The organism is Pseudomonas inefficax (assembly GCF_900277125.1).
In the GTDB taxonomy this organism is placed as follows: domain Bacteria; phylum Pseudomonadota; class Gammaproteobacteria; order Pseudomonadales; family Pseudomonadaceae; genus Aquipseudomonas; species Aquipseudomonas inefficax.
This window is the reverse complement of the sequence record NZ_OPYN01000224.1, coordinates 106673-120020: the sequence shown is the minus strand read 5'-3', so window position 1 is coordinate 120020 and position 13348 is coordinate 106673. Positions and strand designations below refer to the sequence as shown.

Annotated in this window: 10 protein-coding genes; all 10 read left to right on the top strand. The window is 64.2% G+C overall.

The annotated features are described in order from the left end of the window. The 10 genes from JV551A3_RS28320 (at window position 1) to JV551A3_RS31540 (ending at window position 13184) form a co-directional block, all read left to right on the top strand. Window positions 1–1431 (top strand): N-acetylmuramoyl-L-alanine amidase, encoded by a 1431-nt coding sequence (locus tag JV551A3_RS28320; protein ID WP_133975752.1) that lies wholly within the window; start codon window positions 1–3, stop codon window positions 1429–1431. Continuing rightward, window positions 1428–3326, top strand: coding sequence for a DNA mismatch repair endonuclease MutL (gene mutL / locus JV551A3_RS28315; RefSeq protein WP_133975750.1), 1899 nt, complete (start codon window positions 1428–1430; stop codon window positions 3324–3326). Before JV551A3_RS28320 ends, mutL begins: the two co-directional genes overlap by 4 nt. Window position 3327: 1 nt before the next feature. Continuing rightward, window positions 3328–4299: a tRNA (adenosine(37)-N6)-dimethylallyltransferase MiaA gene (gene miaA / locus JV551A3_RS28310; protein WP_133975748.1), complete on the top strand. Its 972-nt coding sequence runs from the start codon at window positions 3328–3330 to the stop codon at window positions 4297–4299. A 94-nt stretch (window positions 4300–4393) separates the two neighbouring features. Continuing rightward, window positions 4394–4654 (top strand): RNA chaperone Hfq, encoded by a 261-nt coding sequence (gene hfq / locus JV551A3_RS28305; protein WP_003258160.1) that lies wholly within the window; start codon window positions 4394–4396, stop codon window positions 4652–4654. A gap of 12 nt (window positions 4655–4666) precedes the next feature. After that, entirely contained in the window at window positions 4667–5968 is a 1302-nt protein-coding gene (hflX, locus tag JV551A3_RS28300; RefSeq protein ID WP_112253682.1) for a ribosome rescue GTPase HflX, read from the top strand. Window positions 5969–6064: 96 nt separating this feature from the next. Continuing rightward, entirely contained in the window at window positions 6065–7246 is a 1182-nt protein-coding gene (gene hflK, locus JV551A3_RS28295) for an FtsH protease activity modulator HflK (protein WP_112253681.1), read from the top strand. Beyond that, on the top strand, window positions 7246–8115 hold the full coding sequence (hflC, locus tag JV551A3_RS28290) for a protease modulator HflC (RefSeq protein ID WP_133975746.1): 870 nt from the start codon (window positions 7246–7248) through the stop codon (window positions 8113–8115). The genes hflK and hflC overlap by 1 nt, the downstream gene beginning before the upstream one ends. A 301-nt stretch (window positions 8116–8416) precedes the next feature. Next, window positions 8417–9604, top strand: a complete 1188-nt coding sequence (locus JV551A3_RS28285; RefSeq protein WP_112253679.1) for an ATP phosphoribosyltransferase regulatory subunit — start codon at window positions 8417–8419, stop codon at window positions 9602–9604. A 56-nt stretch (window positions 9605–9660) separates the two neighbouring features. Then, window positions 9661–10953: an adenylosuccinate synthase gene (locus JV551A3_RS28280; RefSeq protein ID WP_013974430.1), complete on the top strand. Its 1293-nt coding sequence runs from the start codon at window positions 9661–9663 to the stop codon at window positions 10951–10953. Window positions 10954–11249: 296 nt separating this feature from the next. Then, complete coding sequence (locus JV551A3_RS31540) at window positions 11250–13184, top strand: methyl-accepting chemotaxis protein (RefSeq protein ID WP_133975744.1); 1935 nt, start codon at window positions 11250–11252, stop codon at window positions 13182–13184. Window positions 13185–13348: the final 164 nt, after the last annotated feature.

The window sequence follows — 13348 nt, the reverse complement described above, 5'->3', positions numbered from 1 at the left end:
ATGCGCATACGCGCACTGGTCGCCATCGTTGGGCTGCTGCTGACAACGGTGACCGTTGACGCTCTGGCCGTCACTCAAGTCAAGAGCATGCGCCTGTGGCGCGCGCCGGACAACACGCGGCTGGTCTTCGACCTGTCTGGCCCCGTGCAACACAGCGTCTTCACCCTGAGCGCGCCCGATCGCCTGGTCATCGACATCAATGGCGCGACCCTGGCTGCGCCACTGAACGTGGCCACCTCCAATACGCCGATCAGCAGCGTCCGTTCGGCCCAGCGCACCCCGACCGACCTGCGGGTGGTGGTCGACCTGAAAAAGTCGGTCACCCCAAAAAGCTTCACCCTGGCGCCCAACGCCCAGTACGGCAACCGCCTGGTGGTCGATCTGTATGACCAGGAGGCTGACGCCATCGCGGCCAGCGCGCCGACTCCGGCCCCAGCCCCGGTACCAACGCCTGCAACCACGCCGGCAGTGCCGGTGACTCCGGCCCAGCCAGCCATCAAGCTGCCGCCGGTACCCAGCGGCAAGCGTGACATCGTGGTTGCCATCGACGCCGGCCACGGTGGCGAAGACCCGGGTGCGTCCGGCTCGCGTGGCCAGCATGAAAAAGACATCGTGCTGCAGATCGCCAAGGAGCTGCAGCGCCAGATCAACAGCGAAAAAGGCTTCCGGGCCGAGCTGACCCGTACTGGCGATTACTTCATCCCGCTGCGCAAACGTACGGAAATCGCCCGCAAGAAGGGTGCCGACCTGTTCATCTCGATCCACGCCGACGCCGCTCCGTCCCGTGCCGCCTTTGGCGCCTCGGTATTCGCCCTGTCCGATCGTGGCGCTACCTCCGAGACTGCGCGCTGGCTGGCCGACACGGAAAACCGTTCCGACCTGATCGGTGGTGCCGGTAACGTCAGCCTCGACGACAAGGACCGCATGCTGGCCGGCGTGCTGCTCGACCTGTCGATGACCGCTACGCTCAGCTCCAGCCTTAATGTGGGGCAGAAGGTGCTGGGCAACATGGGCCGCATTACCTCGCTGCACAAGCAGCGGGTGGAACAAGCCGGCTTCATGGTGCTGAAGTCGCCGGATATTCCGTCGATCCTCGTTGAAACCGGGTTCATCTCGAACAACAACGAAGCCGCCAAGCTGGCCACCGCCAGCCACCAGCAGGCCCTGGCCCGTTCGATCCACACCGGTGTGCGCCAGTACTTCCAGCAGAACCCGCCGCCCGGTACCTACATCGCCTGGCTGCGCGATACCGGCAAGATCGCCGCTGGCCCTCGTGAGCACACGGTGCGCCCCGGCGAGACCCTGGCGATGCTTGCCGTGCGCTACCAGGTCAGCGTGACCAGCCTGCGCAGCACCAACAGCCTCAAGACCGATGAGCTGAAGGTCGGCCAGCGCCTCGACATCCCTGCTACCACATTGGCCTCGCAATGAGTGGCGGTTCGCGCATCCAGCTGCTCAGCCCGCGGCTGGCCAACCAGATTGCCGCCGGCGAGGTTGTCGAGCGGCCAGCTTCTGTCGCCAAGGAACTGCTGGAGAACAGCCTGGACTCCGGCGCCCGGCGTATCGACGTGGAAGTGGAGCAGGGCGGCGTCAAGCTGCTGCGGGTGCGTGACGATGGCAGCGGCATCTCCGCCGACGACCTGCCGCTGGCCCTGGCCCGTCATGCCACCAGCAAGATCCGCGAGCTGGAAGACCTCGAAGGGGTATTGAGCCTGGGCTTCCGTGGTGAGGCCCTGGCCTCGATCAGTTCGGTGGCGCGCCTGACCCTGACCTCGCGCACCGCCAGCGCTACCGAGGCCTGGCAGGTGGAAACCGAGGGCCGCGACATGACCCCGCGGGTGCAGCCGGCGGCGCACCCGGTGGGTACTTCGGTGGAAGTGCGCGACCTGTTCTTCAACACCCCGGCCCGGCGCAAGTTCCTCAAGGCCGAGAAAACCGAATTCGATCACCTGCAGGAAGTGATACGGCGCCTGGCGCTGGCGCGCTTCGATGTCGGCTTCCACCTGCGGCACAACGGCAAGAGCATTTTCAGCCTGCATGAGGCTCACGATGAAACCGCCCGTGCGCGGCGGGTGGGCGCCATCTGCGGCCCGGGCTTCATGGAACAGGCGCTGCCGATCGATGTGGAGCGCAACGGCCTGCGTCTGTGGGGCTGGGTCGGCCTGCCGACCTTCTCGCGCAGCCAGGCAGACCTGCAGTATTTCTTCGTCAACGGCCGTGCGGTGCGCGACAAGCTGGTCGCCCACGCCGTGCGCCAGGCCTACCGCGACGTGCTGTTCAATGGTCGGCACCCGACTTTCGTGCTGTTCCTGGAGCTGGAACCCAACGGCGTCGACGTCAACGTGCACCCGACCAAGCACGAAGTGCGTTTCCGCGAGGGGCGCTCGGTGCACGACTTCCTGTATGGCACCCTGCATCGCGCCCTGGCCGATGTGCGCCCGGAGGACCAGTTGGCGGCGCCTGCTGCCGTGCCCGAAGTGGTCCGCGCCACGGGCCAGCAGGCCGGCGAGTTCGGCCCACAGGGCGAAATGCGCCTGGCCTCGCCGGTGCTCGAGCAGCCACGTGCCCCGCAGCAGTCGTTTTCCAGTGGTGGCAGTGGCGCGGGTTACCAGTACCAGTACACTCCGCGCCCCTCCCAGCCGCTGCCGGCCGCCGAGGCACAGGCAGTGTATCGCGAGTTTTACAAACCGCTGGATGAAGGCGCGGCGCCGACGACGGCGCTGCCTGAAAGCCAGGGTGACATTCCCCCGCTGGGCTATGCGCTGGCGCAGCTCAAGGGCATCTACATCCTGGCCGAGAACGCCATCGGCCTGGTGCTGGTAGACATGCATGCCGCACACGAGCGCATCATGTACGAGCGTCTGAAGGTGGCCATGGCCAGCGAAGGCCTCAGCGGCCAGCCGCTGCTGGTGCCCGAGACCCTTGCCTTGAGCCAGCGTGAAGCAGACTGCGCCGAAGAGCATGCGCAGTGGTTCCAGCGGCTGGGCTTCGAACTGCAGCGCCTGGGCCCCGAGACCCTGGCCATCCGTCAGATCCCGGCTTTGCTCAAGCAGGCCGAGGCCAACCGCCTGGTGCAGGATGTGCTCGCCGACCTGATGGAATACGGCACCAGCGACCGTATCCAGGCGCACCTCAACGAGCTGCTCGGTACCATGGCTTGTCACGGCGCGGTGCGCGCCAATCGGCGCCTGGCGATCCCCGAGATGAACGCGCTGCTGCGTGACATGGAAAACACCGAGCGCAGCGGCCAATGCAACCATGGTCGCCCCACCTGGACCCAGATGGGCCTGGACGACCTGGACAAACTCTTCCTGCGCGGTCGATGAAATGAGCGGCAAGCCCCCTGCAATATTCCTGATGGGCCCGACAGCGGCCGGCAAGACCGACCTGGCCATCGAGCTGACCAAAGCACTGCCGTGCGAGCTGATCAGCGTCGATTCGGCGCTGGTCTACCGGGGCATGGACATCGGTTCGGCCAAGCCGTCGAAAGAAGTCCTCGCCGCTTACCCGCACCGGTTGATCGACATTCGCGACCCGGCCGAGAGCTATTCGGCTGCGCAGTTCCGTGCCGATGCCCTGGAGGCCATGGCCGAGATCACCGCACGCGGCAAGATTCCGCTGCTGGTGGGCGGCACCATGCTCTATTACAAAGCGTTGATCGATGGCCTGGCCGACATGCCGGCGGCCGATGCCGCAGTGCGTGCCGAGCTGGAAGCCCAGGCCGAAGCGCTGGGCCTGGCCGAGTTGCACCGCCAGTTGGCCGAGGTTGACCCCGAGTCGGCGGCGCGTATCCACCCCAACGACCCGCAGCGGTTGATCCGGGCATTGGAGGTGTACCGGGTGAGTGGCGAGAGCATGACGGCACATCGACAGCGTCAATTCGCGGAAAGTCGCGGCGCAGACGCAGGCGCTGGCGGACATTTGCCCTATACTGTCGCGAGTTTGGCGATTGCTCCTACAGATCGTCACATTTTGCATCAGCGAATTGCGTTACGATTTTCACAGATGCTGGAACAGGGCTTCGTCGACGAGGTCCGATCGCTGCGAGCCAGAAGTGACTTGCACGCCGGGCTGCCGTCTATACGGGCAGTGGGGTATCGGCAGGTCTGGGATTACCTGGACGGCAAGCTGACTGAGAATGAGATGCGTGAACGCGGTATCATTGCTACCAGGCAGCTGGCCAAGCGGCAGTTCACCTGGTTGCGTGGCTGGCCTGAAGTACACTGGCTTGACAGCCTGGCCTGCGACAATCTGTCCCGCACCTTGAAATACCTTGGGGCCATCTCCATATTGAGCTGAGTCCCTGCTGATTGCCGTCTATTCTTGCGAAGGGGCGGCCTAATTTATCGATTTTCTTGATTTTCTATTATTTATCCTTACAGGAGTGCGGCATATGTCAAAAGGGCATTCGCTACAAGACCCTTACTTGAACACCTTGAGAAAAGAAAAGGTCCCGGTATCCATTTACCTGGTCAACGGCATCAAACTGCAGGGTTCGATCGAGTCCTTCGACCAGTTCGTGGTACTGCTGAAGAACACCGTCAGCCAGATGGTCTACAAGCACGCCATCTCGACCGTGGTCCCTGCCCGTCCGGTTCGCCTGCCAAGCCCGTCCGATTCCGAGCACGGCGACAGCGAGCCAGGCAACGCCTGATAGGAGCCTGCATTGTTCTTTGAGCGCCACGGTGGTGGTGAGCGGGCGTTGCTCGTTCACTTGGAAGGTCAGAACCCTGAGGCGCGCGAAGACCCGCAGGAGTTTCAGGAGCTGGCATTGTCGGCCGGTGCCGACATCGTCTCGCTGGTCACGGTGTCAAGGCATCAGCCTTCCGCCAAATACCTGATTGGCAGTGGCAAGGTCGAAGAGTTGCACGACCTGGTCCATGCCGAGCAGGTAGACCTGGTGATTTTCAATCACACCCTCACGCCCAGTCAGGAGCGCAACCTCGAACGCGTGTTCGAGTGTCGTGTGCTCGATCGTACCGGGCTGATCCTCGATATCTTCGCCCAACGGGCGCGTACCCATGAAGGCAAGCTGCAGGTCGAACTGGCCCAGCTCGAGCACATGAGCACGCGGCTGGTGCGCGGCTGGACCCACCTTGAGCGACAGAAAGGTGGTATCGGCCTGCGGGGCCCGGGTGAAACTCAGCTGGAAACCGACCGCCGCCTGTTGCGGGTGCGCATTCGCCAGATCAAGTCACGCCTGGAGAAGGTGCGCAGCCAGCGCGAGCAGGCGCGCCGCGGGCGCAAGCGCGCGGACATCCCGTCGGTGTCGCTGGTGGGTTATACCAACGCCGGCAAGTCCACGCTGTTCAACGCCCTGACAGAGTCCGAGGTGTATGCCGCAGACCAGTTGTTCGCCACCCTTGACCCGACCCTGCGCCGGCTCGAGCTGAACGACCTGGGGCCGATCGTGCTGGCCGATACCGTGGGCTTCATTCGCCACCTGCCGCACAAGCTGGTCGAGGCATTTCGGGCTACGCTCGAAGAGTCGAGCAATTCCGACTTGTTGCTGCATGTGATCGACGCCCATGAGCCGGAGCGCATGGAGCAGATCGAGCAGGTGCTGGCGGTATTGGGCGAGATTGGTGCCGAAGGGTTGCCGATCCTCGAGGTGTATAACAAACTCGACCTGCTCGAAGATGTCGAGCCGCAGATCCAGCGCAATGCCGATGGCAAGCCGGAACGGGTCTGGGTATCGGCACGCGATGGGCGTGGCCTGGAGCTGGTCGGCCAGGCGATTGCCGAGTTGCTGGGGGATGATCTGTTTGTCGGTACCCTGTGTCTGGAGCAGCGTTTTGCCCGCTTGCGCGCGCAATTCTTTGCCCTGGGTGCCGTGCAGAGTGAAGAGCATGATGAAGAAGGGCGCAGCCTGCTGAGCGTGCGACTGCCCATGGTCGAACTGAATCGCCTGGTCAGCCGCGAAGGCATGGAGCCGCAAATGTTTGTCGAGCAACACACTTTGCAATAAATGCTCGTCGAGGTCGCCGGGCAGCAGTGACAGGCATTCTGTAGCATTGGACGGCGCGCCGTGGGCGCGTCTTTGCTTTATCAGATGGAGAGCGCTATGGCTTGGAACGAGCCGGGTGGCAACTCGAACAATCAGGACCCCTGGGGCGGTCGCCGAAATGGCGGTGGCGGCGGTGGTGACAAGAAAGGTCCACCGGACCTGGACGAGGCCTTCCGCAAATTGCAGGACAGCCTGAACGGCATGTTCGGCAGTGGCAAGAAACGTGGCGGCGGTGACCGCAATGTCGGCAAGGGCGGTGGCCTGGGCCTGCTGGGCATCGGCCTGGCGGTGCTGGCTGCAATCTGGCTGTACAGCGCCGTGTACGTGGTCGACGAGCAGGAGCAGGCCGTGGTGCTGCGCTTCGGCAAGTACTACGAGACGGTCGGTCCCGGCCTGAACATCTACTTCCCGCCGATCGATCGCAAGTACATGGAGAACGTCACGCGCGAGCGTGCCTATACCAAACAGGGCCAGATGCTGACCGAAGACGAGAACATCGTCGAGGTACCGCTGACCGTCCAGTACAAGATCAGCAACCTGCAGGACTTCGTGCTCAACGTCGACCAGCCTGAGGTCAGCCTGCAGCACGCGACCGACAGTGCCCTGCGCCACGTGGTGGGTTCCACTTCGATGGACCAGGTGCTGACCGAAGGCCGTGAGCAGATGGCCGTGGATATCCGCGAACGCCTGCAGCGCTTCCTCGACACCTACCGTACCGGTATCACCGTTACCCAGGTCAACGTACAGAGCGCGGCAGCCCCGCGTGAAGTGCAGGAAGCCTTCGACGACGTGATCCGCGCCCGCGAAGACGAGCAGCGTGCCCGCAACCAGGCCGAGTCCTACGCCAATGGCGTGGTGCCCGAAGCCCGTGGTCAGGCCCAGCGCATCATCGAGGACGCCAACGGTTACCGCGACGAAGTCATCGCCCGCGCCAAGGGTGAGGCCGACCGCTTCACCAAGCTGGTTGCCGAGTACCGCAAGGCACCTGACGTGACCCGTCAGCGCCTGTACCTGGAGACCATGCAAGAGGTCTACAGCAATTCGAGCAAGGTCATGGTGGCGACCAAGGACGGGCAGAACAACCTGCTCTACCTGCCGCTGGACAAGATGGTCGAAGGCAGCCGCAACCCGTCCGCGCCGACGACCAGCGTGTCGCCATCGGTCAACGATGCGGCCGCCCGTGCGGCGCAGGACCTGCAACAGCAACAGCAGCCGCTGCGTACTAGGGAGAGCCGCTGATGAGCAACAGATCGCTGATCGCCCTGATCGCCGCCGTGGTCCTGGCCATCGTGGCCTGGAACAGCTTCTACATCGTGTCCCAGACCGAGCGTGCGGTACTGCTGCGCTTCGGTAAGGTGGTCCAGGCGGATGTCCAGCCGGGCATGCATGTGAAGATTCCGTACGTGAACCAGGTGCGCAAGTTCGACGCCCGCCTGATGACTCTCGACGCCCCGACCCAGCGGTTCCTGACCCTGGAGAAGAAAGCGGTGATGGTCGACGCCTACGCCAAGTGGCGCGTCAAGGACGCCGAACGCTTCTACACCGCCACATCCGGCATGAAGCAGATCGCCGACGAGCGTCTGTCGCGTCGTCTGGAAAGCGGCCTGCGCGACCAGTTCGGTAAACGTACCCTGCACGAAGTGGTTTCCGGTGAACGTGACGCGCTGATGGCTGACATCACTGCTTCGCTGAACCGCATGGCCTCCAAGGAGCTGGGCATCGAGGTGGTCGACGTGCGCGTCAAGGCCATCGACCTGCCGAAGGAAGTCAACCGCAGCGTGTTCGACCGCATGAGCACCGAGCGTGAGCGTGAAGCCCGCGAGCATCGCGCCAAGGGTAACGAGCTGGCTGAAGGTATCCGTGCCGATGCCGACCGTCAGCGGCGCGTATTGCTGGCTGAGGCCTATCGCGAAGCAGAGGAAACCCGCGGTGACGGCGACGCCCAGGCGGCCGCCATCTACGCCAAGGCCTACAGCCAGGACGCTGATTTCTATGCGTTCCATCGTAGCCTGCAGGCGTACCGCGAGAGCTTCTCGAGCAAGAGCGACGTGCTGGTCCTGGACCCGAAGAACGAGTTCTTCCGCTTCCTGGACAAGAGCAAGCCGTGATGCTCAGGCCCTGATTTTCATGCAGCGGCGCCCCGCCTGGCAGCTAAAACACCAGGCGGGGTGCATCCTGAATGAAAAGGGGTGTATGATGAGGCAGCCGGGAAATTTCCCGGCTTTTTTGCGTCTGCAAGGTTGATTGGCAAACCGCCAGTTGACGGTTTGGTCAGGTCGCAAGGCAATTCGAGGGTATCGGGTACGGTGGCTGCGCTGGGATCAGTGCTGCCCGCTGCTGTGCGCGATACCGGCTTTACTGACGGCTCGCCTGCTGGCAAGCCGCCCGGACCAGAGGGGAAATGGCGTAATGGCAACGGTAGACCGCTGGCTGCTGCCAGATGGCATCGAGGAAGTACTGCCACCTGAGGCCGCGCGCATCGAGATCGCGCGCCGCCAGGTGTTGGACCTGTTCCAGAGTTGGGGCTACGAACTGGTCGTCACCCCGCATATCGAGTACCTGGAGTCGCTGCTCACCGGCGCCGGCCAGGACCTGGATCAGCGCACCTTCAAGGTGGTGGACCCGCAGTCCGGCCGCCTGATGGGCTTCCGCGCCGACTTCACCCCGCAGGTGGCGCGCATCGACGCCCACACCCTGCGCCGTGAAGGCCCGAGCCGCCTGTGCTATGCCGGCAGCGTGCTGCATGCCCAGCCGCGCGCCCTGTCCACCTCGCGCAGCCCGATCCAGCTGGGTGCCGAGCTGTACGGCGACGCCAGCCCCACCAGCGATGTCGAAGTCATCAGCCTGATGCTCGCCACGCTGCAACTGACCGATGTGCCGGATGTGCACATGGACCTGGGCCATGTCGGTATCTACCGCGGCCTGGCCCGTGCTGCCGGCCTGTCCGGCGCGGTCGAGCAGCAGCTGTTCGATGCCCTGCAGCGCAAGGCCGTTGATGAAGTGCAGGTGCTGACCGCCGACCTGCCGAAGGACCTGGGCAATATGCTGCGCGCCCTGGTCGAACTGTGTGGTGGGCGCGAAGTGCTGGCCGAAGCCCGCGTGCGCCTGGGCCGTGCCCCGGCCAGTGTGCTGGCGGCGCTGGACGACCTGCTGGCGATCGCCGATCGCCTGGCGTCGCGCTTCCCGGACCTGCCGCTGTACTTCGACCTCGGCGAGCTGCGCGGTTACAACTACCACACCGGCGTGGTGTTCGCCGTGTTCGTCCCGGGCGAAGGTCAATCGATCGCCCAGGGCGGCCGCTATGACGACATCGGCGCCGACTTTGGCCGGGCACGCCCGGCCACCGGTTTCTCCACGGATTTGAAGACCCTGGTCACACTGGGGCGAGCGGAGGTCGTATTGCCAGCTGGCGGCATCTGGATGCCGGACAGTGGCGACGCGGCCCTCTGGCAGCAAGTCTGCCAGTTGCGCAACGAGGGCCAGCGTGTGGTCCAGGCCCTGCCTGGCCAGCCGTTGAGTGCTGCTCTCGAGGCGGATTGTGATCGGCAATTGATTCAGCAAGACGGGCGCTGGCAGGTTCTGCCGCTGGCCCAGTGAGTTTCTGCGTCGGCAACAGGCCGGCAACCAAGTTTGCGTGAATGAGGACCAATGTAATGGGTAAGAATGTCGTCGTCCTGGGCACCCAGTGGGGTGATGAGGGCAAAGGCAAGATCGTCGATCTGCTGACCGAACATGCTGCCGCCGTAGTGCGCTACCAGGGTGGCCACAACGCGGGTCACACCCTGGTGATCAACGGTGAAAAGACCGTTCTGCACCTGATTCCGTCCGGTATCCTGCGTGAAGGCGTACAGTGCCTGATCGGCAACGGCGTGGTCGTTGCCCCGGATGCCCTGATGCGTGAAATCACCAAGCTGGAAGAGAAGGGCGTACCGGTGCGCGAGCGCCTGCGCATCAGCCCGGCTGCGCCGCTGATCCTGTCGTACCACGTTGCCCTGGACCAGGCCCGCGAAAAAGCCCGTGGCGAAGCCAAGATTGGCACCACCGGCCGTGGTATCGGCCCGGCCTACGAAGACAAGGTCGCACGCCGCGGCCTGCGCGTGGGCGACCTGTTCCACCGCGAGCGTTTTGCCGCCAAGCTGGGTGAGCTGCTGGATTACCACAACTTCCAGCTGGTGAACTACTACAAAGAGCCGGCCATCGACTTCCAGCAGACTCTGGACGAGTGCATGGCCTATGCCGAACAGCTCAAGCCGATGATGCTCGACGTCACCGCCGAGCTGCACAACCTGCGTCGCGCCGGCAAGGACATCATGTTCGAAGGCGCCCAGGGCTCGCTGCTGGACATCGACCACGGTACCTACCCGTACGTCACCAGCTCCAACACCACCGCTGGCGGTATCTCCACCGGCTCCGGCGTTGGCCCGATGTACCTGGACTACATCCTGGGTATCACCAAGGCCTACACCACTCGCGTAGGTTCCGGTCCGTTCCCGACCGAACTGTTCGACGAAACTGGCGCTACCCTGGCCAAGCGTGGCCATGAGTTCGGCTCCACCACCGGCCGTGCACGCCGTTGTGGCTGGTTCGATGCCGTCATCCTGCGTCGCGCCATCGACGTCAACAGCATCTCGGGCATCTGCCTGACCAAGCTGGACGTACTGGATGGCCTGGAAACCATCAACATCTGCGTTGGCTACAAGAACGAGAACGGTGCCGTCATCGACGCGCCTTCCGATGCCGACAGCTACATCGGCCTGGAGCCGGTGTACGAAGAGATGCCAGGCTGGAGCGAATCGACCCTGGGCGTGAAAACCCTGGAAGAACTGCCAGCCAACGCTCGCGCCTATATCAAGCGCATCGAAGAGCTGATCGGCGCGCCGATCGACATCATCTCCACCGGCCCGGACCGCAACGAGACCATCGTGCTGCGTCATCCGTTCGCCTGATCTGCCTTCCAGGCTGATCTGACGCCGTGGCCCTGAAAGGGGCTGCGGCGTTTTCGTTTGTGGGGTATGCCTGCCCCGGCCCTTTCGCGGGTAAACCCGCTCCCACAGGTACTGCACAGTCCTGGGGCCCTGCGCGGTCCATGTGGGAGCGGGTTCACCCGCGAAGAGGCCCGTGCGGGTAACCTCATTGCTAGACCTTGGCGCATTTCCCTGCTGCCCTCGGCACAACCCTTGCTGTAAGAAGCTTCTGACGATGCCATCAAAGTAGTGGCGCCAGAAAACACGAGGGTTACACCGTGTCTGCCATCCTTTCACTGTTACGAAGCCGCCTTTTGCGGCCTGTGTTTGTTGCCCTGGGTATCGCGCTTTTGGTGCAGGTACTGGTTGCTGTTGCGCTGACTCGCAGCACGGTTTCCGCCCTGGAGGCCGACCTGGGCGAGCGTCTGGGCAATGACAGCCGTCAACTTGCCGGCGAACTGGAGAGGGCCGGGCAGGATGTACGTTCGGGCCTTGACAGTTTGTCCAGCAGCACCCGCCAGCGCCTGAGTGCCGGCTTGTCCGCGCGCCTGCAGAGTGAACAGCAGCAACTGCGCAGCACGCTGGAAAAGAACCTCAAGGACTCCGCCAACGATATGGCCGAACTGCTGGCTTCGGTCGCCCCGCGGGCGATCTGGGACAACGACGTGCCGGTGCTCTCCGACTTCGCTCGGCGTGCCCAGCGCAACCCCAACGTGCTGTTCGTGGTGTACGACGACGCCCAGGGCCAGCACCTGACCCGCTATCTGAACCGGCAAAACCCGATCAACCAGGCATTGATGGACAAGGGCCAGGGCGAGCGTGCGCTCGACAAAGTGATCGACGCGGCCCGGCGCGACCCGGCGGTGTACTTCGTGGAGGCGTCGATCAACCCCAATGGGGCAGAAATCGGCAAGGTGGTGATGGGCGTTTCCACTGCCGGCATCGATCAGGAACTCAAGGCCCTTGACCAGCGCTTCGCCGCCCTGATCGCCAGTGGTGAACAACTGGTCGGCGACAGCCTGGTCGGTGCGGCAGCCGACAGTGGCAAGACCTTGCGCGAGCGCCTGGAAAAGGCGCAGGGCAGCGCTGCTGCGATGCAGGCCAATACCGCACAGACCGTGCGTGATGCTGCCGCCGAGCTGCGCTGGCGCATCGGCCTGGGCCTGGTGCTGGTCGGTCTCGGCGTGCTGCTGGTGGTGGCTGTGGTGTTGGGCCGTCGGGTGTTGAGCAAGCTGCGCCTGCTGATTGCCGCCCTGAATGACCTGGCGGCGGGCGAGGGCGACCTGACCAAGCGCGTGCCGCTGGACAGTCGCGACGAGATTGGTGACATGGCGTCGGCGGTGAACCGCTTCGTCGACAAGCTGCAACCCATCGTGCGCGAGGCGGGCGAGGTGGCACAACGCACTGGTGTTGAGATTGGTGCGATGGCCCAGCGCAATGCCGGCGCCGATGCTGCCGCTGCACTGCAACGCGATGAAGTGGCCGCGAGCCTGCGCGACCTGTCTAGCATGGCCGACGAGGCCCAGGCTGAAAGCCACGCGATGCAGGCAGCCCTGCAGCAGGTTGTGGATATCCGCCAGGCGACTGACGAGAACAGCCGTACCTCGACCCAGCTCGCTGGTTTGATCGAGAACCTGGCCGGGCAGGTGGATGCCGGTTCCCAGGTGATCGAGCGCCTGGCCAAGCAGAGTGAACAGATCGAGGTGGTGCTGACGGTAATTCACGGTATTGCCGAGCAGACCAACCTGCTGGCGCTGAACGCCGCCATCGAAGCGGCCCGGGCTGGGGAAACCGGGCGTGGCTTTGCCGTGGTGGCGGATGAGGTGCGGGCGCTGGCGAGCAAGACGCAAAGCTCCACCGGGGATATCCAGGCGCATATTGCCGCACTGCAGAAAGGCGCCAAGGAAGCTGTGGCCACCATCAGCCAAGCCGGGCTCAAGGCCAGCGAAGGGTTGCTGGTGCTGCGTGACAACGAGCGCCGCCAGCAGTCTGTGCAGGCAGCGGTGGAGCAGGTGCATGCGGCCATCGGCCTCGCTACCCGCGCCGCCGAGCAGCAGGCGAGTGGGGCGCAGGCGGTACGTGGGCGGGTGGAAACCATCCATGCCCAGGCCGAGCGCTCGGCTGAAGTGGTGATGCAGACCACCGCCAGCAGCAAGGTGCTGGATGACCTGGCCGCGCAACTGCGCGCCAGCCTGGGACAGTTCAGGGCATAGACATTCCCGGGAACATTGCTACCCCTGTGGGAGCGGGTTTACCCGCGAAGAAGACCGCGCGTTGGATGGCACCGGCTTCGCCGGTGTTCGCGGGTGAACCCGCTCCCACAGGTGCCGCGTGAATCCGGGCCTGCGCCGTCCCCATGTGGGAGCGGGCAAGCCCG